Below are 22,070 nucleotides of genomic sequence, written 5' to 3'. Positions count from 1 at the left end.
GTTCGCGCCATCCTAGAGGCGAGTATTAGGACAATCAAAAAATTGTCATGGATACATCACCTATGCCGCGCGCGCGTTATAAATTCCTGGTCGATACCTTTGCCGACGACATCCGCAGCGGCAGGCTGGCCCCCGGCACGCGCCTGCCGACTCACCGGCAACTCGCCGCCGACCATGGCCTGGCGCTGGTCACGGCCAGTCGCGTGTACACCGAGTTGGAAGCGATGGGGCTGGTCAGCGGCGAGACCGGGCGTGGCACCTTCGTGCGCGAAATCGCGTTGCCGCCGGGGCAGGGCAGTGGGCAGATGAACGTCGCGGCCGGCCTGCTCGATCTCAATTTCAACTACCCCTCATTGCCGGGCCAGGCCGATTTGCTGCGCACCGCCTTGCGGCAGCTGGCGCTGTCCGGCGACCTTGAGGCGCTGCTGCGTTACCAGCCGCACGCCGGCCGCCTGCACGAACGCGCTGCCGTCGCGCGGCACCTGCTCAACCGTGGGCTGACGGTCGAGGCCGAGCAGGTGCTGGTGGTCAGTGGCGCCCAGCACGGCTTGGCGGTGACCCTGATGGGATTGCTCAAGCCGGGGGATGTGATCGCCGTCGACGCGCTGACGTATTCGGGCTTCAAGGTGCTGGCCGAGACCCTGCACCTGGAAATACTCGCCGTGCCGGTCACCCCCGCCGGGCCCGACCTGCAGGCGCTGCAAACGTTGTGTCGCCAGCGCCCGGTGCGGGCCGTGTACTGCATGCCGACCCTGCATAACCCGCTGGGCTGGGTGATGGAAATGTCGCAGCGCGAGCAGTTGGTGAGCATTGCCCGTCAGCACAATCTGATGCTCATCGAGGATGCGGCCTACGCGTTTCTGGTCGAAAACCCGCCACCACCGCTGGCGACATTGGCACCCGAGCGCACGGTGTATGTCGGTGGGCTGTCCAAGAGCATCGCCACCGGCTTGCGCGTGGGTTTTATTGCCGCACCGCCGGCGTGGGTCAAGGTGCTGGAGCGCACCATCATGGCCACCACCTGGAACGTGCCCGGCGTGATGAGTGCCATCGCCGTGGCGTGGATCGAGGACGGCACGGTGGCGCAACTCGAAGCGCAGAAACGCCAGGATGCCCGCGCCCGGCAAGCCCTGGCCGCGCAGGTGCTAAAAGGGCTGGCGATCATCAGCCATCCCACGTCGTACTTTCTATGGTTGCCCCTGGCGGAAGAGGTTCGCGCCGACCAGGTCGCCATGACCCTGCAGCGCGAGGGCGTCAGCGTGTCGACGGCCGAGCCGTTTGCCGTCTCCGCCCATGTGCCACATGCGTTGCGCCTGGCCTTGGGGTCGGTGGACATGCCTGCACTGCGCGAAGCCTTGCTGACCGTGCGCCGGGTTGTCGGGCCGTACTAGAGCGTCTGGCGTCGCAGGCTCAGCAGCGCGGCGCCGAAGCCGATAAACGTCGCCCCCACCACGCGGTTGACCCACCTGGAAAACACCGGGCGCGCCAGCCAGCCCTTGGCCTGCGAAGCCAGCAGGGCATACAGGCTCAACGACAACGCCGAGAGCAGGATGAAAATCAGGGTCAACACCAGGAACTGCGGCACCAGCGGGGCGTGCTGGTTGAGGAACTGTGGAAACAGTGCGGTGAAAAACAGCACCGCCTTGGGGTTGGTCACTGCGGTCAGGAACGCCAGCTTGTAAAGCTTCCAGCGACTTGGTGGATTGACGCGGGCGGGGCCCTGCGAGCCGGGCGCGAGTGTGCCGGATTTTTTCAGCAGGTTGCTGGCGCCCAGGTAGAACAGGTAGCCGGCGCCGAGCACCTTCACGGCATTGAAGACCCACTCGGAGCTGATGATCAACGCACCCAATCCCAGCATCGCTGCCGCCGACATGCAGAACAACCCACTGGCATTGCCTGCGGTTGACCACAACGTGGAGCGCGCGCCATAGGCCAGGCTGTTGTTCAGGGCCATCAGGATGGCCGGGCCTGGGCTGGCAATGGCGATAGCGGCAACGAGGGTAAAGGCCAGGATCGAGTGAGTGTCCATATTCAGGCTCGGTGAGTTTCGGAGTGCTGATGCTAACCCGATCCTCACCTTCGCGCAGAGTGTTCCTCAGTCACGGGCGATCAATATTTGTAAGCCTGGCGCCCGATCAGCAGCCACTTGCCTTTTTGTTTCTGCCAGACCTGGAAGTTGTCGATATCGGTCGGTACTTCGACGCCGCTGTTCACCGCCAGCGCGTGGAAGTGGTTGCGCACCAGCGCGGTGTCGCCGTTGAGGGTGATGGTCTGGTTTTGCATTTCCAGGGTCTTGAACGCGCTGGTGTGGGTTTCCAGGTCGGCGATGAATTGGTCCTTGTTCTGCACCTTGCCGCTGGAGTGGCCGTAGGTGAGTTTATCGGCGGTCAGCGCGTGCAGTTGCTTGAGGTCCAGGTGCAGCATGGCCTGGGTCAGTTGGTCGACCGCTTGGGCCACATCCTTTTCGGCGGCAGCCGGCGCGGCGGCGACATAACCGCTGAACAGGCACAGAAAACCGATCAGCACTTTGACGTTTTGCATGGGTGTTTCCTTATTGTTGTTGGGGGCTGGCACGACCGGTTAAGTCGTCGTACAACCATGCAATATTTCCTGCGCTGAAGGAAAGTGAAATTTTGAAATATCTTGAAAAGATTAGCCTTGAAGACGCTTTAAAAAACCTGGGCGACTTATACGACGTCTCAACACAAGGCTAATCCTTACCGACTCTTCCTGTGCAGGTAGCACATCGCTATGCTACGCCCGGACACCCTGATTGCCCGGAGACGACAACATGGATTTTGATTGGCACAGCGATCCCATCACGCGTGCCACACCCGTCACCCGCCACTATAAAAACACCCAGAACGTTCGCCGTTTCATGCTTGAACACTGTGGTCCGGGGTTCAAGTTCGACCGGCCTTTTATGGCCTGGATTCGCAACGACGTGCCCAAGACCCTGGGCGATGTCGTGGATGAATGGCGACGTCGCCACGAGGAAGCACGCGCATGACCCCCGATGAGAAATACCAGGCAGCCCAGCAACGCCTCGGCTATCAGTTGGACGAATTCAAGGTGGGCGGCAACTACACGCCGCTGGTCCGTGACGGCAACCACTTGTACATCAGTGGCCAGATTCCACGTGTAGGCGACACCATCGTGCTGCCGGGCAAGGTTGGCGACAGCATCACCCTGGCCCAGGCGCAAATCGCCGCCGGCATCAGCGCCTTGCGTTGCCTGGGGCTGCTCAAGCAAGCCTTGGGTTCGCTGGACCGGGTCAAGGCCATCCCTCGCATTACCGTGTATGTGCGCAGCGCCGAGGACTTTGATCAGCAGAGTGAAGTCGCCAATGGCGCCTCCGACTTGCTGCACGAGATTCTGGGCAGCGCCGGGGTGCATACGCGCACGTCGGTCGGTGTGATGCAGTTGCCGAAGTCGGCAGCGGTGGAGATCGACATGATCGCCGTTGCCCACGACTGAACCGATGATCACCCAGGGCATCGCGGTTCTGGTCAATTACGGTGCCTACCTGGCGCCGGGGCTGTTGCTGTTTGGCCTGTGGTTCGCGCTGACGCCCAGGTCGCTTGCGGCGATGCGCATCCTGATCCTGCTGGCGGCATTTGTGCTGATGCGCGATGCCATGACGCCCTTGGGCCTGTGGGCATTGAGCGATGCGGTAAGCATCGCCTTCACCGACAATGCGTTGGTGCTGGCCGCCTTGGGTGGGTTGTCGCTGGTGCTGGTCGGGGGGCTGGCCTATGTCGCCCCCGAGCTATGGCGGTGGGTGGTGTGGGTCAAGGGGCCGCGTGCAATCGGGCTTGTGGTCGGGCTGGGTGTCGGCGGCCTGATCGGGGTGCCGTTGCGGCTCTATCAAGGGATTGAGGTGCAGGCGATCCCCGGCTATTGGGCGTGGCTGCCGGGCATGCTGGTGCTGGCGTATGGCGCCAATGCGCTTGAGGAAGTGTTGTTTCGCGGGTTCTTGCAGGGCTACCTGGAACAACAGGTCACGCCGTTGCGCGCGGCCTTGCTCAGCGGCGTGGCGTTTGCCGCCTGCCATGCCTTTCTGGGCTTGAGCGTCACCCAGTTGGGCTGGCCGGTGTTGCTGTTTACCCTGATCGAGGGGCTGGCCTGTGCGCTGGTGCGCATGCGTTACGGCGTGCTGGCCGCGACGTTGACCCACGGCACGGCGATCCTGCTGATTGCCGTGCCGATGGTGTAACACCGCCTGTAGGAGCTGGCTTGCCGGCTCCTACAGGACCGATATTGCTGGCGAGTCAGTGGGCACAGGACGGAATCGCAGGCGAGCCAGCGTTTTCCGTTCCCACCGGCTTACGCGCTGGGCAATGGCGGGGTGCGCGGTGGAATCTGGCGTTTGCTGCCCGTCGCTTCATAGGCCGCCGCAAAGCGCAGCAACGCCGAGTCATCGTACGCGCGCCCGGCGAACGTCAGCCCGACCGGCATGCCGATATCCGCCATCACGCCCATCGGCACGGTGACGGTGGGCACGCCGAGGTGGCGAATCGCAAGGTTGCCGTTGGCCACCCACACGCCGTTGCTCCAGGCGATGTCGGCGCTGGCTTCGTTGACGTCGGCATCCGCCGGGCCGACATCGGCCACGGTGGGGAACAGCACCGCGTCGAGCCCCAGTGTGTCCATCCAGTCTTCCAGGTCGATCCGGCGGGTTTGCTCAAGACCGCGCAGGCCATCGGGGACGGTGCTGATTTCGTTCCAGGGGGTGATGCCACGCTCGGCCATGCGCACGTATTCGTCCATGCCGGCGGCCAGGTCATCTTCACGGTTGGGCAGGGTGCCGGGGTCGTGCGGGAAGATCTGCGGGCCGTCGACATCCGCCAGGCGGTTCAGCGCCGGGTCGTTGTTGGCGCGCAGGAAATCATCGAAGGCCCACGCGGAAAGCTCCCACAGTTCATCGTGCAGGAATTCCTTGGACACCAGCCCACGGGTAAACACGGTCGGCGCGCCGGGGCGGTCGCCTTCGCAGTTGGACACTAGCGGGAAATCCACCTCGATGACTTCCGCGCCAGCAGCTTCGAGGGCCTGGCGCGCGGACTGCCACAGGTCGATCACGCTGGCGCGGGTGTTGATCTTTTGCCCGGTCGGCCCGCCGATGCCGGGTTTTTCGCTGGTGCCGGCGTCCGGGTCGGCGTTGATGTACATGCGCGGCACGCCGAAGCGTTTACCCACGAGGGATTCGGCCGTCACCGCCAGTTGCGCGTAAGACGCCGGGCGTACCGAAGTGGCGCTCGGAATCGGCACCCAGGGCTGCAGGCGCCACAGGTCGCCGCGCGTGTCCGGATCGTCGGCCACCACCACGTCAAGCACTTCCAGCAGGTCGGCCATGGTGCGGGCGTAGGGCACGACCACGTCCATGGTGGGCGTCAGCGGCCAGTTGCCGCGCACCGAAATCACCCCCCGCGACGGCGTGTAGGCGCACAGGCCATTGTTGGACGCCGGGCCACGCCCGCTCGACCAGGTCTCTTCCGCCAGGCCGAAAGCCGCGAAGCTCGCGGCGGTCGCGGTGCCGGCACCGTTGGACGAGCCGGAGGCGAATGGCGCGGTCAGGTAGTCGGCGTTGTACGGGCTTTCTGCGCGGCCATACACACCGCGTTGCATGCCGCCATTGGCCATCGGCGGCATATTGGTCTTGCCCAGGCAGATGGCGCCACCGGCGCGCAGGCGCTCGATGGTGAAGGCGTCACGCTGGGCGACCAGCTTGGCAAAGGCCGGGCTGCCCGACGCAGCCGTCAGCCCCTTGACCAGGTAACTGTCCTTGGCGGTGTAGGGAATACCGTCCAATGGCCCCAAGGTTTCGCCCTTGGCCCGGCGCGCATCGGACGCCTCGGCCTCTTTCAGGGCCTGAGGGTTGCGCACCACCACGGCATTGAGTGCGGTAGCGGTCTGCGCACCGTCATAGGCATCGATCCGCGCCAGGTACGCCTGGACCAGTTCAACGGCCGTGGTCTGGCCGGTTTCAAGCGCCGCGCGCAATTGGGCAATGGAGACTTCGGTAACTTGCATCAGATTTTTTTCGCCGCCTTCAAGTGGGGGTATGGCGGCAGTCTACGTACAGATATTTCACAAAACCAGCGCCGCATAATCCGCATGGGCGCCGCGCATCACCTGCCAGGTGGCGTCGTCAGCGGGAATCAGATGTTCGATGCGCAGCGAGGCAAGGGTGATGTCCTGAGGCATGCCGAAGGTGGTGAAGGTCGACAGGAAGTTCAGTTCGCCACGGGTCGAGCGCACGCGGGTGAGCACCAACGGCGGCAGCGCCTCGGACCGCTCGGTGCTGGCCGGCGCCGGCAGAGAGGCCAGCAACGCCGCCAGTGTCGGATTGCCCAGCGCCTCCCGGCTGGCGCGCTGCCAGGCCAGGGTGCGGATTTCGTCGGCATTGATCAGGTGATCGCCGAGGCCGCACGGTTCCAGCAAGGTGGCCAGCAGGTTCAAGCCGTCGCTGGCCTGCGGCGGGATGCCCACCAGCTCGAACAGCACCGCGGTGCTGGCGTTGGCGGCCAGCACCTGCCATTCGCTGCCCAGCAGGATCGCCGGGGCCGGGTTGTTGGCGTGCAGCACATGGCTGACCGCCTCGCGAATCGCCGCCATGCCGGGTGCGGCGAGTGGCGTGGCGGTGTAGCGCGGCGCGAAGCCGGCGGCGAGGAATACGCGGTTGCATTCGTCCAGCGGCACTTCCAGTGCGGTCAGCAAGTTATGCAGGGTGGCGGGGCTCGGCTTGGCGCGGCCGGTTTCGAGGCAACTGAGGTGGCGCTGGGAAACACCGGTGATCAGCGCCAGGTCGAGCTGGCTCAGCTTGGCGTGCCGACGCAGTTGGCGCAGGTAGGCGCCGGCGGTAACAGGCGTATCCATGGCGTGTTCATGACCTCCGAGGTCATTGCGATGGCGCCCACCTTATCACTAGGGTGACGGCTCGATCACTACAAGGAAGAAACCATGCTCAGACCCTCTATCGCCCTGGCCGCCTTGCTCGGGTTTTCGCTGTATACCCTGGCTACGATGCTCATGGCCGAGCAGTCGCTCATGGCGTTTGGATTGGAATTGATCTCGCGCCCGGACACCGCGCAGGTGGTGATTGACCTGTACCTGATGGCAGTACTCGCCTGCGTGTGGATGTACCGCGATGCCCGCGGGCGAGGGCGGTCGCTGGCGTCGGTGTTGCCGTATTTTTTGCTGACGGCGGTGTTCGTGTCGGTGGGGCCGCTGCTGTATATCGTCGTCAACCAGTGTTCGCGACGCGCACAGCCCCCGGTCTGACGCAATTCCTTGTGGCGAGCGGGCTTGCCCCGCGTTGGGCTGCGCAGCAGCCCCAGTCATCGCCACCTCGTTTCTTCAGATAGACAGAGGTGTCAGGTTTTGGGGCTGCTGCGCGGCCCAACGCGGGGCAAGCCCGCTCGCCACGGAGGTTGAGGAGAGTCAAGGGTTGAGGAAGGCCTGGTAGTTGTCCTTGGTGATCTGCTGATAAGGGATGGTCAGCTCAGCCACGTAGGGCTCTTGCTTGACCATCTTCACTGCCAGGTCAATTGCGCCCACGGCCTGCCCCTTGTTGTCCTGATACGCCGTCACCAGCAACTGGCCTTTCTTCACGGCATCCAGCCCGGCCGCGCCGCCATCGCTGCCGGCGACCAGGATGTCCTTGCCCGGTTGCATGCCCGCCTGGCTGATGGCCATGGCCGCGCCAATCGCCATCTCATCGGCATTCGCCGCCACTGCGTCGATCTTGCGTCCGGACACGATCCAGTTGTTCATCAGGTCAATCGCCTTGCTGCGCTGCCACTCCGCGCTTTGCTCCTCGACAATCTTGATGCCGGGGTAGTCCTTGAGCACGTTTTTCACGCCCTGCGTGCGGTTGTGCGTGGCGTTGTTGGACAGCAGCCCGAGCATGATCGCGAGGTTGCCCTTGCCGCCCATTTTCTCGGCCAGGTAGCGCATCTGGATCTCGCCCGCCTTGATCTCATCCGAGCCGACATAGCCCACCCCCGGTGGCACCTCCTTGAACTCGGGACGGCGGTTGACGTACACCAGCGGGATCTTGGCCTGCTGCGCATTCAGGGTCATTTTCTGCGTGGCGGCGGTGTCGACGGCGTTGACGATAATCGCGTCCATGCCCTGGGCGCTGAAGTTTTGCACCTGGTTGAGCTGGCGGACCACATCGCCCTGGGCGTCTTCGAATTGCAAGGTCACGCCCGGCAGCTCCTTGGCGTGGGCGGCCATGTAGTCACGCATCTGCGCGAGGAATACGTCGTCGACCTGGGCGATGCTCACGCCGATACGGATATCGGCGAGTGCCCAGGGGCTGATGGCGAGGGTGAAGAATGCCGCAAGGAGGTGTTTCTTCATGATATTGCTCCGTTGTTTTTGTTGTTGTTAAAGCATCACGCCTGTCGCTTGGCCCGCAGCTGCGCGACGGCCGCCGCGAAGTCTGCAGGCGTCCAGCGTTCGTCGAGGGCTTGCAGCATCAGTTCCTGTCCGGTTTGCGGGGCCAGGCCGTGCAAGGGTGGGTCGGTGTCGAGGTTGGTCGGGAAGGCATAGCCGTCGGCGGTGCAGGCCACCACCGCAGCAACCGCCTGCGCGTCCAGGCCGGTATTGGCCAGCAATGCCGGGTACACCGCCAGCATCATGCGGTCACGGTCGAGGGCTTCCATGGGCTTGCCGAATGCCGAAGAGATTTGCAGCAGATTGGCCATGCGCTGGCAGTCGGCGGTGCGGTTGGTGCCGGCGGCATGGAACAGCGCCGGATTGAAGAACAGCAGGTCGCCCTTGTTCAGCGGCAGTTGCACCGCATGTTGCTGGAAGTAGTCGATAAACTCTGCGCGGCGCCAGGCCAGGTAGCCCAGGGCGTATTGCTGGGAAAACGGCAGCAGCTGGGTCGGGCCGGTTTCCAGTGGCATGTCCGAGTGAGCCACCGCGCCCTGCAACGTCAGGTACTGCGACAGCAGGTGCAAGGGCAGGGGGAAGCGCTCCACCACCTCTACGGTCTGGAAACCCAAGTGATAATCGCGGTGCGGCTGTTGCGCCTGGCCGCCGGGGTGCACCACGTTTACCTGCGCCGTGACCTGGTAACTCGGACCCAGCCACGCCTCGGCGATCAGCCCCAGCAACGGGTTGGCGTAGTACTCGACAAACGATTCCGGCGACTGCAACGCGGCCTTTTGCAACGCGTTCCAGATGCGCCCGTTGCTGCCGGCCTTGGCAAAGTGGTCGGCGGCCACACCTTGCGCGGCCTCATGCGCGAAGATCGCGTCGAACACCTGGCTGTGCCGATCCACCACCTCCAGGTCTTCATAGGCGCGGCGCACCACCATCACTCCCGGCCCGTCGCGAAACAGGCGATGCAGTTCGTTCATGACCGCAAGGCGGTCGCTGTTGCGCAAGGTCTGCGCCTGGTAGATCGGCACGTTGCTGACCACTTCAGCGGCCAGCGGATAGTCCTCGGCATGCGCCTTCTGCGCACAGACGCGGCTGAAGTCAGCCAGGCGCACGGCCTCTTCGGTCACGAATGCGGACATCACGCACCTCCTGGCAGGCTCAGCGCCTGGTGCGGTTGCGGGCTGCCGCCGTCGGTGCAACCGACCACGCCTTGTTCCAGGTCGATGATCGAGCCGGTCATCATCCCCGACTCGCGTGACAGCAAAAACGCCACGCTTTGCGCGACCTCCTCGGGCTTGAGCAGGCGCCCGAACGGCTGCGCGCTTTCGGCCTTGGCCAGCCAGCCATCCTCGGCACCGTGGTAGTGGCGCTGGATTTCATCCTCGTGGGGCGTGTCCATCCAGCCGATATTCAGGCCATTGACGCGGATGCGGTTGCGCAGCGCGCTGAACGCGACGTTCTTGGTCAGAATCGCCAGCGCGCCCTTGGACGCCGCGTAAGCACTGAGGAACGACTGCCCGCCATGCCCGGTCACGCTTTGGATATTCACCACGGCGCCTTCCACGCCGTTGCTGATCATCAGTTTCAATGCGTCCTGCATCAGGAAGAACGGTGCGCGCACGTTCACCGCCATCAACCGATCAAACAGCTGCGGCGAGGTGTCGAGAATGGTGCCGCGATCCGACATGCCCGCGCAGTTCACCAGCCCGTGCAAGGTGCCGAAGTGGGTGCGTGCCGCCTCGATGATCGCGCGACAATCCTCGACTTTCTCAAGGTCGGCCTCGACAAAGAACGCCGGGCAATCGAGTTGAGCCAGCAGTCGCACCTGCTCTTCGCCCTGGGCGCGGCGGCGCCCGCAGATGATCAGCCCGGCGGCGCCACGGCGCGCCAAGGTGTGGGCGACCGCCGCGCCGAGGCCCTGGGTGCTGCCGGTGACGACAAAGTATTGGCCTGAAAACGAGGTGGCGAGATCGGTAGAGGGCATGCAGTTTCTCCTGGATTCTTGTTGTTGTGGATCGTCCGGCTCGACGCCGGGCAAAACTGAGACTAGCATTGCAAAACCTCAGTAACGCCCAAAAAAGACCTCAAAAACACCTCAGGCGAAACCCATGCTCGAACGCGCAAAACATTTCTCCATCAAGCAACTCGCCACCCAGGCCGGGGTGAGCAAAGCCACGGTCGACCGCGTGCTGCACCAGCGCGGCAGCGTGCACGCGCAGACCCGGCGGCGGATCGAGCAGGCGCTGGAGGAATTGGAGGCCCAGGAGAAAAACGGCCTGGCGGTGGGGCGCACGTTTCATGTCGACGTGATCATGCACACCCCGCAACGCTTCAGCGCGGCGGTGCAGGCAGCAATCACCGCGCAGCTGGCGAGCCTGGCGCCGTTTCGGATTGCCCCGCGTTTTCACCTGTTCGAAGAAATCGAGCCGCAGGCCATGCACGACCAACTGCTGCGTTGCCTCGACACCGGCAGCCAGGGCGTGGTGCTCAAGGCGGCCGATGAGCCGGCTGTGAACCAGGCGGTCAAGCAACTGATCGCGGCGGGGATTCCGGTGGTGACCCTGGTCACGGACCTGCCGCAAAGCGAGCGTATCGGCTACGTCGGCATGGACAACCGCACCGCCGGCCAGACTGCCGCCTACCTGATGTCGCGCTGGTTGCCGACGCAGCCCCAGGACGTCGCGGTGGTGATCGGCAGCGAGCTGTTTCGCGGCGAAGAAGAACGCGAGATGGGCTTTCGTGCCTGGCTGCGCGGGCGTGCCCCGCACTTGCGCGTGCTCGATATCAGCGGGGGCTACGGCGTGTATGCGCGCACGTTCGAGCGGGTCACCCAGGCGCTGCAACAGCATCCCGACCTCAAGGCGGTGTACAGCGTCGGCGGCGGCAACCGCGCGATTGTCGATGCCTTCGCCGCGCTTGATCGCCCGCTGGAGGTGTTTATCGGCCACGACCTCGACCAGGAAAACCGCCAGTTGCTGCTCGACGAAAAAATCGCCGCGATCATCGATCACAACCTGCAGATCGATGCCCGCCATGTGTTCCTGCACATCCTGCACTACCACCGGTTATGGAAGGCCGGCCCGATCGCGCCGTCACAGGTGCAGATCGTCACGCCGTTCAACCTGCCGGACTGAATCTCCCTCAATAACAACATCAGGAGTTCGACCATGCTACGTATCGCCGTTCTGGGTGCCGGGCGCATCGCCAAGATCCACGCCGCCAACGTCGCCGCCCATCCCAATGCCACGCTGGTGCTGGTGGCTGATCCCTGGCGCGAAGGCGTCGATGCGCTCAGCGCGCAACTGGGCTGCGAGGCGGCCTACGATTGCGCCGCCGCGCTGACGCGCAAGGACATCGACGCCGTGGTGATCGGCACGCCCACCGACACCCATGTCGATCTGCTGCTGGCGGCGGTCGCCGAAGGCAAGGCGGTGCTCTGCGAGAAGCCCATCGATCTTGATATCGCCAAGGCCCGCAGCGCCGCCCAAGCGGTGGAGCGCCAGGGCGGCAAGGTGATGCTCGGCTTCAACCGGCGCTTCGACCCCGACATGCTGCGCCTGCGCCAGGCCCTCGACGCCGGGCAGATCGGCGCAGTGCGCCAGGTCATCATCACCAGCCGCGACCCCGGCCTCGCGCCCCGCGATTACCTCGAACACTCCGGCGGCATCCTGCGCGACATGACCATCCACGACTTCGACACCGCCCGCCACTTGCTCGGCGAAGAGCCGGTGGAAGTCAGCGCCATCGCCAGCCGCCTGGTGGACCCGAGTCTGGAAGCGATCGACGACTACGACAGTGTGATGGTCCTGCTGCGCACCGCCTCGGGCAAGCAATGCCATATCAACTGCTGCCGCCAGGCGGTGTACGGGTACGACCAGCGGGTCGAAGTTTCCGGTGCCAACGGCGTGTTGCTCACCGATAACCATCGTCCCAGCACCGTGCGCCACTGGAGCGCCGAACACACCGAGGCGCTGGAACCGCTGCAGCACTTCTTCCTGGAGCGCTACGCCGATGCTTATCGCAATGAGCTGACGCAGTTCATCGAGGCGCTGAACCACGGCCACGCACTGCCCACCAGCATGCGCGACGGCCTGTACGCCTTGCACCTGGCCGATTGCGCATTGGCTTCGGTGCAGACCGGGCGCAGCGTGGCCGTTAACTACGACCTGTAGGCGTTGGCTTACCGGCGCTGACGCGTCAACACCGGGTCGATTGCGGCGTCACTAGGGCGCCTGCATCGCCCGGCGGTCCACCAACCGGATGCTATCGCGCCCGCCACGTTTGGATTCATACAACGTGGTGTCGCCTTGCTCGATCAATGCGGTGAGGCTCGCCGGCGGTTGGTCGAACAGGTTGGCGCCGATGCTCAGGGTCACCGGCTGCGGGGTAGGCACGGTCTGCGCGGCCAGTTGATAAAACTGGTCGCGCAGGCTGCTGCCCAGTTCGATGATCTGCTCGCTCGACGCCGGGGTGAGCAGGATCACAAATTCGTCACCGCCCAGGCGTGCGGCCAATGCGCCACGGGGCACCACGCTGCGGATCATCTCGCTCAGGGCGATCAGCAGGCGGTCGCCGGCCGTGTGGCCGTAAAGGTCGTTGACCCCTTTGAAGTTATCGATGTCGATCAGCAGTAGCGCACCCGGTTGCGCCGGTGATACCTGGGCCAGCAGGCGTGGCGCGCGCAAGTCGAGGGCGCGGCGGTTGTACAGCGCGGTCAGCGGGTCGCGGGCGGCGAGGCGGGCGATCTGTTGTTCGCGCCGGTAGCGTTCCGAGCCGGTCATCGACAGCGCGATCAGCATGATCGCCATGGCGCCTTCCACCAGCGACACCTGGATGATTTCGCCCTTGAACGCGGCCAGGTCGATCAACGTGCCGGGGATCAGCACCGACAGCGCCTTGGTCAGATAGAACACGCCATGAATCAGCAGCACGTACCGCAGTTGCACCGCGCCGATGCTCAGCGATTTACCGTGCGGACGCAGCAGGAAGCTCGCGCGCAGCGTCGGCAGCGCCACCAGCAGCGATTGCACGCCGAGCATGGCCTTGGACCAGGGCAGGTCAGCCGGCAGCATCAGCATCCCGAGCCAGACCACCAGCAGCAGCCACCACAGGCGCGAGAGGCGCACTTGGGTGAACCGCGCCACGCCGAGTAAAAACAACAGGTGCGCAGCCACCAGCAGGCCATTGGCGAACCAGATGCCGATCATCAGGAAACCGCTGCTGCGCAGCAGGGCCAGGGTTGAACCGAGGGTAATGGTGGCGAAACCGGCGCTCCAGAACAGCAGCGAAGGTTCGCGTACGCTGCGCCATTCAACGGCCAGGTACAGGGCGGCAGCGGCTGCCAGGGCAACGGTGAGTGCCAAGATCGTGGGAGGGTCGAGCGTCATTTCGTGCCGGGTCTGCCTGGGTGTGCGTTTAAACCGGGATTGTAAGCGCACACGCAGGTTTTTCAGAACACTTAGGGTGATGGCACACAGCCATCCGATGACCGGCGGTCTAGACGCCTTTGGTTGACGGCAACAGGATGGTGAGGATGCCCACCAGCGGCAGGAACGAGCACAGCTTGTAGACATACTCGATGCCATGGTTATCGGCGAGCAGGCCGAGCAAGGCCGCGCCGATCCCGCTGAAGCCGAACATCAGGCCGAAGAACACCCCGGCGATCATGCCGACGTTGCCTGGCACCAGTTCCTGGGCGAACACCACGATGGCCGAAAAGGCCGAGGCCAGGATAAAGCCGATCACCACGCTGAGCACGGCGGTCCAGAACAGATCGACGTAGGGCAGGGCAAGGGTGAAGGGCGCGGCGCCGAGGATCGAGAACCAGATGACCTTCTTGCGGCCGATTTTGTCGCCAATCGGGCCGCCAAAAAACGTGCCGGCTGCCACTGCACCGAGGAACAGGAACAGGTACAGCTGCGAATTGGCCACCGACAGGTTGAATTTCTCGATCAGGTAGAAGGTGAAGTAGCTGGTCAGGCTGGACATGTAGAAGTACTTGGAGAACACCAGCACCGCCAGCACCACCAGGGCAAACGTCACCCGGCGTTTCGACAGGCCGTGGGTGGCTTTGCTGCCTTGCTTGAGCTTGAACAGGTTGAGGTGGTTGCGGTACCAGCGGCTCAAGCCATAGAGCACCAGGATCGCGAACACCGCAAACAGGCCGAACCAGGCGATATGGCCCTGGCCGTAGGGAATGATGATCGCCGCCGCGAGCAACGGGCCGAGGGCACTGCCGGTATTGCCGCCGACCTGGAAGGTTGATTGCGCCAGGCCGTAGCGCCCACCGGAAGCCAGGCGCGCGACGCGCGAAGTTTCCGGGTGGAAGGTCGACGAGCCGACGCCCACCAGGCCTGCCGCCAGCAGAATCGCCGGGAAGCTGCCGACAAACGCCAGCATCAGGATGCCGATCAGCGTGCACACCATGCCGGCCGGCAGCAGCCACGGCTTGGGATGACGGTCGGTGTGGTAGCCGATCCACGGTTGCAGCAGCGAGGCGGTCAGCTGGAATGTCAGGGTGATCAGGCCGACCTGGGTGAAGCTCAGCCCGTAATTGGCCTTGAGCATCGGGTAGATCGAGGGCAGTACGGCCTGGATCAGGTCGTTGATCAGATGCGCCAGGGCGCAGGCGCCGAGGATACGCATGACTAACGGGCTTACTTGAGGCGGACTCGAGGTGGCAGCAGGTGATGCGGTCAAGGTCGACATGCAGGCATTCCATACAAGGCAGCGATCAGGGACAGCCCGTACTTGAGCAGGCTGTCCATTTCAAATTGTTTCGATGGTTATGCTAGAGTCGCCGAAAATGCCTGTCTCGCGTAATTCGGGAAGCAACCATCGCAAAAAGGGCGAAATGATTAAATCACTCGATGTTTTTCTGCAGGAGATCGATGCGGGCGACTGGGCCGTGATCAGCTCGGCCACCGACTACCCGGAAAACTGGGTGATCCCCGACCACCGACACGAAAAGCACCAGCTGTTGTACGCCACCGAAGGCGTGATGGTGGTGCATTCGGCGCATAACCAGTGGACGGTGCCGCCCAATCGCGGTTTCTGGATGCCCAGCGGGCAGGTGCATTCCCTGCGTTGCGTGGGTGCGCTGAAAATGCGCAGCGTGTTTGTGCGCCCCGACAGTTTTCCCAACCTGCCGACCGAGACCAAGGCAGTCAGCATTTCGCCGCTGCTGAGCGAACTGATCAAGGCCTCGGTCAGCCTCAAGCCGCCGTACGCCGAGGATTCGCGGGATGCGCGGATCATGCACCTGATCCTCGACGAGCTGGCGCTGCTGCCAGCGTTGCCGCTGTCGTTGCCGCAGCCCGCAGACGCGCGCATCAATCAGATCTGCGAGGCGTGGCAGGAGGATCCGGGTGATGCCTCCACCGTGGCCGACTGGAGCGAGCGCCTGGCCCTGGACCAGAAAACCATCCAGCGCCTGTTCCGCAAGGAAACCGGCATGACTTTCGGCCAGTGGCGCCAGCAGGCACGGCTGCTGCTGGCGCTGGAGCGTATTGCAGTGGGAGAGAAGATCATCGACGTGGCCCTGGAGCTGGGTTACGACAGCCCGAGCGCCTTTACCAGCATGTTCAAGAAACAGTTTGGCAAGACGCCGAGTCATTTTTTCAGGTAGCGCGGCGCGCTTCGACAGACCTGTTCGGTGGACGGCCAGGGTTACCGGATTGCCCGGGCAATCGACTGGCTGAAACTCAATTACCACGGCCCTTTGCGCGTAGATGAATTGGCCGCGCGCGTGCAGATGAGTGCCGCGACCTTTCACCATCACTTTCGCCAGCTGACGGCGATGAGTCCATTGCAGTATCAGAAATGGCTGCGCTTGAACGAGGCGCGGCGCCTGATGTTGAACGAGCATCAGGACGTGTCCAGTGCTGCGTTCAAGGTTGGCTATGAGAGCCCGTCGCAGTTCAGTCGCGAATACAGCCGACTGTTTGGAGTACCACCCAAACGCGACATGGCCGCGTTGCGTGGCAAGGCGGCGGTCACTGATCTGCGGGGGTCAGATTAGCGTAGAAAATGCAGCCGATCAGGCGTGCAAACAGGCTGAGGGTTTCCGGCAGGTTGGGGTCATCAAACAGCATCGACCGCGAATCCAGTGCGCACAGCGCGCCAAACAGGCGGCCATCGGGCAGGAAGATCGGCGCACCGGCGTAGCTCTCGATCGCGTATTGCTTGACCACCGGGCGCGATGCAAAGCGGCCGTTGTCGCTGATCTGCGGAATGAACAGGGCCTGGGGGTCGATGCAGAACTCGCTGCACAGGGTGGTTTCGAGGTCGAGGACGTCGTCGACGTGGATGCCCATGTCGACCGTGTCATGCACGGAGCAGACGATCCATTCCAGGTCGGTGAATTTGGCGATGCCGGCAAAGCGCATGCCGGTCAGGCGGGTGACCAATTGCAGGATGCTGGTGGTGGCTTCTATTTCGGCGATGGCAGCGCGTTCATCGGCGCTGAGTAGCGATTGTGCAGCGGTGACGCTTGAAACCATGCTTGACACTCCAATGGCGCGGCGGCCGGGGCCGCCACGCCGGGTAAGGGCTTAATTAATCCGTGGATGCTGCTGCACCAGGTTCTGGCGCTTGGCTTCCAGGGCGGCAATCTCGGCATCGATGTCTTCGATTTTCTGCTCGATATTGTCGTGGTGCTCCTGCAGGAGTTCCTTGGCTTCTTCCATGTCCGAGGCGGCCGGGGCTGCGCCGCGCAAAGGCTTGTTGGCGGTTTCCTTCATGGTCAGGCCAGTGATCAGGCCGATCACGGCAAACACCATCAGGTAATAGGCGGGCATGAACAGGTCATTGGTGCTTTCCACCAGCCAGGCCACGGCGGTTGGCGTCACGCCGGCGATCAATACCGACACGTTGAACGCACTGGCCAGGGCGCTGTAGCGCAGGTGGGTGGGGAACATCGCGGGCAGCGTCGAAGCCATCACGCCGATAAAGAAGTTCAGCACGACCGCGAGGATCAGCAGGCCAGCGAAGATCAGCCCGGTCTTGCCGCTGGTGATCAGCATGAACGCCGGGATGGCCAGGAACAGCAGGCCGATGCTGCCGGCGATGATGAAAGGCTTGCGGCCGATCTTGTCACTGACAAAGCCAATGAACGGCTGCACGAACAGCATGCCGACCATGATCGCGATGATGATCAGCACGCCGCTGTTTTCGGCGTAGTGCAGGTTGTGCGAGAGGTAGCTGGGCATGTACGTGAGCAGCATGTAGTACGTCACGTTGGTGGCCGCGACGATACCGATGCAGGTCAGCAGGCTGCGCCAATGCTTGGTGGCGATCTCCTTGAACGACACTTTCGGGCCGTGGGTCAGGCCTTCGCGGTCGCCTTGTTCAAGCTTGTCGACATGTTGTTGGAACGCCGGGGTCTCTTCCAGCGCATGGCGCAGGTACAGGCCGATGATGCCCAGGGGCAGGGCCAGGAAGAACGGCAGGCGCCAGCCCCAGGCTTCGAAGTCCGCTTCGCCGAGCACGCTGGAAATCAGCACCACTACACCCGCACCCAGCACGAAGCCGGCAATCGAGCCGAAATCCAGCCAGCTGCCGAGGAAGCCCCGCTTGCGGTCTGGCGCATATTCGGCAACGAAAATCGACGCGCCGGTGTACTCGCCGCCCACCGAGAAACCCTGGGCCATCTTGCACAGCAGCAACAGGATCGGTGCCCAGATGCCGATGGAGGCATAGCCTGGAATCAAGCCGATGGCGAAGGTACTCAGCGACATGATCACGATGGTCGCGGCGAGGACTTTCTGTCGCCCGTATTTATCCCCCAACGCGCCGAAGAACAGGCCGCCCAGCGGACGAATCAGGAAAGGCACGGAGAAGGTGGCGAGGGCGGCGATCATTTGGACGCTGGGCGAGGCGTCCGGGAAGAACACTTTACCCAACACATAGGCGACGAACCCGTAGACACCGAAGTCGAACCATTCCATGGCGTTACCCAGGGCGGCGGCGGTGATCGCCTTGCGCATCTTGGTGTCGTCGACGATGGTGATGTCTTTCAATCCGATGGGTTTGACGCTTTTCTTACGTAATTTCATGCGGGCCACTCTAAAGCAGAACAGGGGTGGTGCCATCGTTGCGATGGCACCGCTCTGTCACTTCAGATACAAGGGGACACGAAATAATTCACCACTATTTGTGTTTTTTTGCTTGGCAGGGAAACTGGTTTTAAACCGATTGGGTTTTATGGGGGGATTGGTTTGGGGTGAGCTGGCTTTCTTCGTAGCGAGCTGGCTTCTTTTGTAGTGAGCTGGCTTTCTTTGTAGTGAACTAGCTTTCTTTATAGTGAGCTGGATTTTTTTGTAGTGAACTGGATTTTTTGTGGCGAGCGGGCTTGCCCCGCGTTGGGCTGCGCAGCAGCCCCAAAACCAGGCGCCACGGTATACCTGATGTTTAAAGGGGGTACTTATGGGGGCTGCTGCGCAGCCCAACGCGGGGCAAGCCCGCTCGCCACAAAAGAGCCTGCTCACTCTAAGCTTGTTCACCATAAGCCTGCTCAGCATAAGTCAGCTCACCACAGGTCGGTGCGCCGCAAACAGCCACACTACTATCTACAAACAGAAACGAGAGCTAGCCGATGACCGCCCCACGCCTTACCTACCGCCAGCCCCAGCCCACGGATGTGGCGCGATTGTTCGCGATCTTCGGTGACCCGCAAACCAACCTCTTCAATCCGGCCGGCCCGATGCAAGACCTGGCAGCGGCCCAGCGCCTGCTCGATCACTGGCTGCAGCAATGGGCGGCGCATGGCTATGGCTGGTGGGCGATTGCTCGGCGCGAAGCGCCGGCGCACATCATCGGGTTCGGCGGTATTGCGCCGCTGAACTACCTCACGCAACCGCGCATCAACCTGGGTTATCGCTTTGCCGTGGAGGCCTGGGGGCAGGGTTATGCCACTGAAGTTGCGCGTGATGCGTTGCGGCTGGCGTTTGACACCCTGGGGCTACCCGCCGTGTTCGGTTTGGTGCGGCCGGACCATGCCGCTTCGATTCGCGTGCTGGAGAAAGTCGGCATGCAGCCATTCGGAGAACTCGATGATGTACCTGGCCAAGCCCCGAGCGTGGTCATGTGCGTGCGTCATCCTACAACTTCTCGCGCCTGACAGTTTTGACACCGGTGTGATACCCCACAAAAACCGCAATCTTTCAGATTGACAGCCGTCAGGCAGCCCGCTATAAAAGTCACAGTTGTACGACGACATATGACGTTACATATGTCCTGACTAACAAAAATAAAAAGTGATGCCATGAACTTGAATGAGCCCATCAACGCCCACCGCGTTGGCCAGGCGGTAGGCAACTATCGCTGGACCATCTGTGCGATGTTGTTTTTCGCGACCACCGTCAACTACCTCGACCGCCAGGTGCTCAGCCTGCTGGCGCCGCAGTTGTCGACGCAATTTGGCTGGAGCAACACCGACTACGCCAACATTGCCGCTGTGTTCCAGTTCGTCTACGCGATTTCGATGCTGTTCGCCGGGCGCTTCGTCGACAAGATCGGCACCAAGGCCGCGTATGTCGTGGCGATTGGCATCTGGTCCACCGGCGCAATCATGCACGCGTTCGCGGTGCCGATGGGCGAGGGCATCGCGGCGGTCAGCGGGGCGATCGGGCTGGCGGTGATTCCGGTGTCGATTGCCGGCTTCATGCTCTCCCGCGCGGTACTGGCGATTGGCGAGGCGGGTAACTTCCCGATCGCGATCAAAGCCACTGCCGAGTACTTCCCGAAGAAAGAACGCTCGCTGGCCACCGGTATCTTCAACTCCGGCGCCAACGTAGGCGCGATCCTGGCCCCCATCTGCGTGCCATTGATTGCCGGCCTGTGGGGCTGGGAAGCCGCCTTCATGGTGATCGGCATGTTGGGCTTCGTGTGGGTGGCGGTGTGGTCGGCGCTGTACGAAAAACCCGACCAGCAAAAACGCCTGTCCGCCGAAGAGCTGGCGTATATCCGCAGCGACCAGACCGTCCAGCCGTTCACGGCGGCGCCGGCCGGCACGCCGGAGAAAAAAGTCTCGTGGTTCAAATTGCTCACCTACCGCCAGACCTGGGCCTTCGCCTTCGGCAAGTTCATGACTGACGGCGTGTGGTGGTTCTTCCTGTTCTGGCTGCCCACCTACCTGTCCGCGCAATACGGCATGAAAGGCGCCGACATCGTCATGCCCCTGGCGGTGCTGTACAGCATGACCATGGTCGGCAGCATCGGCGGCGGCTGGTTCCCCAGCTACTTCATGGCGCGCGGCGACGCACCGTACGACGGTCGCATGAAAGCCATGCTGGTGATCGCACTGTTCCCGCTGGTGGTATTGCTGGCGCAGCCGCTGGGCTATATCAGCTTCTGGGTGCCGGTGTTGCTGATCGGGGTGGGGGCGTCGGCGCATCAGGCGTGGTCGTGCAATATCTTCACCACCGTGTCCGACATGTTCCCGCAGAAAACCGTGGCCTCGGTGGTCGGCATCGGCGGTATGGCCGGCGGTATCGGCGGGGTGGTGATGACCAAGATCGGCGGCTGGGTATTTGATTACTACAAGTCGATCAACGATATCCATACCGGCTACATGATCATGTTCGCGATCTGTGCACTGGCCTACCTGGTAGCGTGGAGCGTGATGAAAGCGCTGGTGCCGCGCCACAAGGAAATCACTGATTTGTAACGCCTGGCCTCCCGCGCCGAGTACAGCGCGGGAGGTATTTTTCTACAGGGCGCGTACCCACGTCTCACTGACCAGGGTCTTGCCGAAACTGACGGTGGGTTCCTCCTCGGTCAGTTCGAAGCCCGCCTTCTGATACAGCTTGCGCGCGTCGGTGAGGATGTTCACCGTCCACAGCAGCATGCTTGTATAGCCGGCCTGCCGGGCAAAACGCAGGCATTCATCCACCAGCCGCTGGCCAATCCCCATGCCTCGGGCGCTGGCGTCGACATACAGCATGCGTAACTTGGCGGTGGTGGCGTCATGGCGCACCACAAACACCGAACCCACCACCTCGCCATCCTTTTCCGCAATCCAGCAGCGCTCGCACGTTGGGTCAAACTCGCGCAGGTACTTGGCGACAATCTCCGCCACCAGCGCTTCGAACTCCCAGTTCCAGCCATATTCACGCGCGTACAAGGCCGATTGCTGTTGCACCACCAGGCCCATGTCGCCAGGTTGCGGGTCGCGCAGCAGGTAGGTCGGCGCAGTGCCTTGCAGGAGGGACTGGATGCGTTGCATCGCGCCGGTGAGTTGGCGTTGCTGGGCGTCGGGCAGGGCATCGAGCAGGGCGATGACTTCGTTCTGCGTCTGCTGCTCCAGCGGGGCCAGTACGGCGCGGCCCAGATCACTGAGGTGCAACAGCACCGCACGTGCGTCGGTGGGCGAGCGGACTTTCTGGATCAGGCGGTTTTTTTCCAGGCCGCTGGTCAGCCGGCTCAGGTAACCCGCGTCGAGGCTGAGCATCTGGCACAGGTCGGCGCTGGTCAGGTCGCCTCGCGATGACAACTCGTACATCACACGGATTTCGGTCAGGGAGAAATCGCTCTGCAGCAGGTGTTCCTGCAGCACGCCGATCTGGTGGGTATAGAAGCGGTTGAAGCCGCGCACCATGCCGGCGCGTTCGACAAGCTGGGGTGTAGACATGGCGGATGCTCGAATGGTTGCCTGAAGCAATTATATTGTTGCT

The 22,070-nt window shown here is 63.0% G+C and carries 22 protein-coding genes and 1 pseudogene; 11 read left to right on the top strand and 12 right to left on the bottom strand.

Going from position 1 to position 22,070, the window contains the following annotated elements; translation table 11 throughout:
• Positions 1 to 62: 62 nt before the first annotated feature.
• Positions 63 to 1,391 (top strand): aminotransferase-like domain-containing protein, encoded by a 1,329-nt coding sequence (locus JFU04_RS15905; protein ID WP_201146416.1) that lies wholly within the window; start codon positions 63 to 65, stop codon positions 1,389 to 1,391.
• Here the strand turns inward: JFU04_RS15905 and JFU04_RS15900 are convergent.
• Together JFU04_RS15900 and JFU04_RS15895 are read right to left on the bottom strand one after the other, a co-directional pair.
• Entirely contained in the window at positions 1,388 to 2,029 is a 642-nt protein-coding gene (locus JFU04_RS15900) for a LysE family translocator (protein WP_120448792.1), read from the bottom strand. The two genes, JFU04_RS15905 and JFU04_RS15900, sit on opposite strands and share 4 nt — an antisense overlap.
• An 80-nt stretch (positions 2,030 to 2,109) precedes the next feature.
• Positions 2,110 to 2,541: a nuclear transport factor 2 family protein gene (locus JFU04_RS15895; RefSeq protein ID WP_065907991.1), complete on the bottom strand. Its 432-nt coding sequence runs from the start codon at positions 2,539 to 2,541 to the stop codon at positions 2,110 to 2,112.
• Between the two features lie 250 nt (positions 2,542 to 2,791).
• On the opposite strand from JFU04_RS15895, the gene JFU04_RS15890 reads away from it, so the two are divergent.
• From JFU04_RS15890 to JFU04_RS15880, 3 genes are read left to right on the top strand one after another with little or no spacing between them, the layout of a single operon-like run.
• On the top strand, positions 2,792 to 3,010 hold the full coding sequence (locus JFU04_RS15890; protein ID WP_065907993.1) for a DUF6434 domain-containing protein: 219 nt from the start codon (positions 2,792 to 2,794) through the stop codon (positions 3,008 to 3,010).
• The gene (locus JFU04_RS15885; protein WP_065907995.1) at positions 3,007 to 3,477 is read left to right on the top strand and encodes a RidA family protein; all 471 of its coding nucleotides are present in this window, start codon (positions 3,007 to 3,009) and stop codon (positions 3,475 to 3,477) included. Before JFU04_RS15890 ends, JFU04_RS15885 begins: the two co-directional genes overlap by 4 nt.
• Before the next feature lie 4 nt (positions 3,478 to 3,481).
• The gene (locus tag JFU04_RS15880) at positions 3,482 to 4,216 is read left to right on the top strand and encodes a CPBP family intramembrane glutamic endopeptidase (RefSeq protein WP_201146415.1); all 735 of its coding nucleotides are present in this window, start codon (positions 3,482 to 3,484) and stop codon (positions 4,214 to 4,216) included.
• Positions 4,217 to 4,326: 110 nt separating this feature from the next.
• Here the strand turns inward: JFU04_RS15880 and JFU04_RS15875 are convergent, their stop codons facing one another.
• Positions 4,327 to 6,036, bottom strand: coding sequence for an amidase (locus JFU04_RS15875; protein WP_201146414.1), 1,710 nt, complete (start codon positions 6,034 to 6,036; stop codon positions 4,327 to 4,329).
• 54 nt (positions 6,037 to 6,090) lie between these two features.
• Positions 6,091 to 6,879 (bottom strand): helix-turn-helix domain-containing protein, encoded by a 789-nt coding sequence (locus tag JFU04_RS15870; RefSeq protein ID WP_201144856.1) that lies wholly within the window; start codon positions 6,877 to 6,879, stop codon positions 6,091 to 6,093.
• 84 nt (positions 6,880 to 6,963) lie between these two features.
• Between JFU04_RS15870 and JFU04_RS15865 the strand changes: the two genes are divergently transcribed.
• Positions 6,964 to 7,284 carry a DUF2834 domain-containing protein gene (locus JFU04_RS15865; protein ID WP_065908001.1) on the top strand — a complete coding sequence of 107 codons (321 nt, stop codon included), beginning with the start codon at positions 6,964 to 6,966 and terminating at the stop codon, positions 7,282 to 7,284.
• Between the two features lie 159 nt (positions 7,285 to 7,443).
• Here JFU04_RS15865 and JFU04_RS15860 read toward each other — a convergent pair whose 3' ends face one another.
• Genes JFU04_RS15860 through JFU04_RS15850 form a run of 3 tightly spaced genes read right to left on the bottom strand, consistent with a single transcriptional unit; the run spans position 7,444 to position 10,381 of the window.
• Entirely contained in the window at positions 7,444 to 8,367 is a 924-nt protein-coding gene (locus JFU04_RS15860; protein WP_120448786.1) for a sugar ABC transporter substrate-binding protein, read from the bottom strand.
• Between the two features lie 35 nt (positions 8,368 to 8,402).
• Complete coding sequence (locus JFU04_RS15855; protein WP_201144854.1) at positions 8,403 to 9,536, bottom strand: phytanoyl-CoA dioxygenase family protein; 1,134 nt, start codon at positions 9,534 to 9,536, stop codon at positions 8,403 to 8,405.
• On the bottom strand, positions 9,536 to 10,381 hold the full coding sequence (locus JFU04_RS15850) for an SDR family oxidoreductase (protein WP_120448784.1): 846 nt from the start codon (positions 10,379 to 10,381) through the stop codon (positions 9,536 to 9,538). The genes JFU04_RS15855 and JFU04_RS15850 overlap by 1 nt, the downstream gene beginning before the upstream one ends.
• A 124-nt stretch (positions 10,382 to 10,505) precedes the next feature.
• Here JFU04_RS15850 and JFU04_RS15845 point away from each other — a divergent pair, with 124 nt between their 5' ends.
• Both JFU04_RS15845 and iolG read left to right on the top strand, forming a co-directional pair.
• On the top strand, positions 10,506 to 11,531 hold the full coding sequence (locus JFU04_RS15845) for a LacI family DNA-binding transcriptional regulator (protein WP_106803663.1): 1,026 nt from the start codon (positions 10,506 to 10,508) through the stop codon (positions 11,529 to 11,531).
• Positions 11,532 to 11,564: 33 nt separating this feature from the next.
• Positions 11,565 to 12,569 carry an inositol 2-dehydrogenase gene (gene iolG, locus JFU04_RS15840; RefSeq protein ID WP_120448782.1) on the top strand — a complete coding sequence of 335 codons (1,005 nt, stop codon included), beginning with the start codon at positions 11,565 to 11,567 and terminating at the stop codon, positions 12,567 to 12,569.
• Between the two features lie 51 nt (positions 12,570 to 12,620).
• On the opposite strand, the gene JFU04_RS15835 is transcribed toward iolG, so the two are convergent.
• Together JFU04_RS15835 and JFU04_RS15830 are read right to left on the bottom strand one after the other, a co-directional pair.
• Positions 12,621 to 13,784 (bottom strand): GGDEF domain-containing protein, encoded by a 1,164-nt coding sequence (locus tag JFU04_RS15835; RefSeq protein ID WP_201144852.1) that lies wholly within the window; start codon positions 13,782 to 13,784, stop codon positions 12,621 to 12,623.
• Positions 13,785 to 13,893: 109 nt separating this feature from the next.
• Positions 13,894 to 15,105: an MFS transporter gene (locus tag JFU04_RS15830; RefSeq protein WP_065908015.1), complete on the bottom strand. Its 1,212-nt coding sequence runs from the start codon at positions 15,103 to 15,105 to the stop codon at positions 13,894 to 13,896.
• Between the two features lie 97 nt (positions 15,106 to 15,202).
• Here JFU04_RS15830 and JFU04_RS15825 point away from each other — a divergent pair, with 97 nt between their 5' ends.
• A complete protein-coding gene (locus tag JFU04_RS15825) occupies positions 15,203 to 16,024 on the top strand; it encodes an AraC family transcriptional regulator (RefSeq protein WP_065908017.1) in 822 nt (273 codons plus the stop codon).
• Between the two features lie 3 nt (positions 16,025 to 16,027).
• Positions 16,028 to 16,417 (top strand): annotated as a pseudogene (locus tag JFU04_RS15820) (helix-turn-helix domain-containing protein); the annotation flags it as partial.
• Here JFU04_RS15820 and JFU04_RS15815 read toward each other — a convergent pair.
• Together JFU04_RS15815 and proP are read right to left on the bottom strand one after the other, a co-directional pair.
• Positions 16,392 to 16,898: a GAF domain-containing protein gene (locus JFU04_RS15815; protein ID WP_065908023.1), complete on the bottom strand. Its 507-nt coding sequence runs from the start codon at positions 16,896 to 16,898 to the stop codon at positions 16,392 to 16,394. The pseudogene JFU04_RS15820 and the gene JFU04_RS15815 sit on opposite strands and share 26 nt — an antisense overlap.
• A gap of 51 nt (positions 16,899 to 16,949) precedes the next feature.
• Positions 16,950 to 18,452: a glycine betaine/L-proline transporter ProP gene (gene proP, locus JFU04_RS15810; RefSeq protein WP_065908025.1), complete on the bottom strand. Its 1,503-nt coding sequence runs from the start codon at positions 18,450 to 18,452 to the stop codon at positions 16,950 to 16,952.
• Positions 18,453 to 18,991: 539 nt separating this feature from the next.
• Between proP and JFU04_RS15805 the strand changes: the two genes are divergently transcribed.
• Together JFU04_RS15805 and JFU04_RS15800 are read left to right on the top strand one after the other, a co-directional pair.
• Positions 18,992 to 19,516 carry a GNAT family N-acetyltransferase gene (locus tag JFU04_RS15805; RefSeq protein ID WP_201144849.1) on the top strand — a complete coding sequence of 175 codons (525 nt, stop codon included), beginning with the start codon at positions 18,992 to 18,994 and terminating at the stop codon, positions 19,514 to 19,516.
• Between the two features lie 144 nt (positions 19,517 to 19,660).
• A complete protein-coding gene (locus JFU04_RS15800) occupies positions 19,661 to 21,064 on the top strand; it encodes an MFS transporter (protein WP_120448779.1) in 1,404 nt (467 codons plus the stop codon).
• A 42-nt stretch (positions 21,065 to 21,106) separates the two neighbouring features.
• Here JFU04_RS15800 and JFU04_RS15795 read toward each other — a convergent pair whose 3' ends face one another.
• Positions 21,107 to 22,027, bottom strand: a complete 921-nt coding sequence (locus JFU04_RS15795; protein WP_201144847.1) for a bifunctional helix-turn-helix transcriptional regulator/GNAT family N-acetyltransferase — start codon at positions 22,025 to 22,027, stop codon at positions 21,107 to 21,109.
• Positions 22,028 to 22,070: the final 43 nt, after the last annotated feature.

The organism is Pseudomonas sp. TH21, from assembly GCF_016651025.1.
GTDB classification, from domain to species: domain Bacteria; phylum Pseudomonadota; class Gammaproteobacteria; order Pseudomonadales; family Pseudomonadaceae; genus Aquipseudomonas; species Aquipseudomonas aylmerensis.
Note: the sequence above shows the minus strand (reverse complement) of the source record. Positions and strands in the feature narration are given on the sequence as shown.

Excerpts from the sequence above, each read along its gene's own strand:
- JFU04_RS15865 (WP_065908001.1), top strand. The coding sequence starts at position 6,964 with ATGCTCAGACCCTCTATCGCCCTGGCCGCCTTGCTCGGGTTTTCGCTG.
- JFU04_RS15835 (WP_201144852.1), bottom strand. The coding sequence starts at position 13,784 with ATGACGCTCGACCCTCCCACGATCTTGGCACTCACCGTTGCCCTGGCA.
- JFU04_RS15905 (WP_201146416.1), top strand. The coding sequence starts at position 63 with ATGCCGCGCGCGCGTTATAAATTCCTGGTCGATACCTTTGCCGACGAC.
- JFU04_RS15795 (WP_201144847.1), bottom strand. The coding sequence starts at position 22,027 with ATGTCTACACCCCAGCTTGTCGAACGCGCCGGCATGGTGCGCGGCTTC.
- JFU04_RS15880 (WP_201146415.1), top strand. The coding sequence starts at position 3,482 with ATGATCACCCAGGGCATCGCGGTTCTGGTCAATTACGGTGCCTACCTG.
- JFU04_RS15815 (WP_065908023.1), bottom strand. The coding sequence starts at position 16,898 with ATGGTTTCAAGCGTCACCGCTGCACAATCGCTACTCAGCGCCGATGAA.
- iolG (WP_120448782.1), top strand. The coding sequence starts at position 11,565 with ATGCTACGTATCGCCGTTCTGGGTGCCGGGCGCATCGCCAAGATCCAC.
- proP (WP_065908025.1), bottom strand. The coding sequence starts at position 18,452 with ATGAAATTACGTAAGAAAAGCGTCAAACCCATCGGATTGAAAGACATC.
- JFU04_RS15860 (WP_120448786.1), bottom strand. The coding sequence starts at position 8,367 with ATGAAGAAACACCTCCTTGCGGCATTCTTCACCCTCGCCATCAGCCCC.
- JFU04_RS15800 (WP_120448779.1), top strand. The coding sequence starts at position 19,661 with ATGAACTTGAATGAGCCCATCAACGCCCACCGCGTTGGCCAGGCGGTA.
- JFU04_RS15895 (WP_065907991.1), bottom strand. The coding sequence starts at position 2,541 with ATGCAAAACGTCAAAGTGCTGATCGGTTTTCTGTGCCTGTTCAGCGGT.
- JFU04_RS15845 (WP_106803663.1), top strand. The coding sequence starts at position 10,506 with ATGCTCGAACGCGCAAAACATTTCTCCATCAAGCAACTCGCCACCCAG.
- JFU04_RS15830 (WP_065908015.1), bottom strand. The coding sequence starts at position 15,105 with ATGTCGACCTTGACCGCATCACCTGCTGCCACCTCGAGTCCGCCTCAA.
- JFU04_RS15870 (WP_201144856.1), bottom strand. The coding sequence starts at position 6,879 with ATGGATACGCCTGTTACCGCCGGCGCCTACCTGCGCCAACTGCGTCGG.
- JFU04_RS15890 (WP_065907993.1), top strand. The coding sequence starts at position 2,792 with ATGGATTTTGATTGGCACAGCGATCCCATCACGCGTGCCACACCCGTC.
- JFU04_RS15825 (WP_065908017.1), top strand. The coding sequence starts at position 15,203 with ATGCCTGTCTCGCGTAATTCGGGAAGCAACCATCGCAAAAAGGGCGAA.
- JFU04_RS15885 (WP_065907995.1), top strand. The coding sequence starts at position 3,007 with ATGACCCCCGATGAGAAATACCAGGCAGCCCAGCAACGCCTCGGCTAT.
- JFU04_RS15850 (WP_120448784.1), bottom strand. The coding sequence starts at position 10,381 with ATGCCCTCTACCGATCTCGCCACCTCGTTTTCAGGCCAATACTTTGTC.
- JFU04_RS15855 (WP_201144854.1), bottom strand. The coding sequence starts at position 9,536 with ATGTCCGCATTCGTGACCGAAGAGGCCGTGCGCCTGGCTGACTTCAGC.
- JFU04_RS15900 (WP_120448792.1), bottom strand. The coding sequence starts at position 2,029 with ATGGACACTCACTCGATCCTGGCCTTTACCCTCGTTGCCGCTATCGCC.
- JFU04_RS15805 (WP_201144849.1), top strand. The coding sequence starts at position 18,992 with ATGACCGCCCCACGCCTTACCTACCGCCAGCCCCAGCCCACGGATGTG.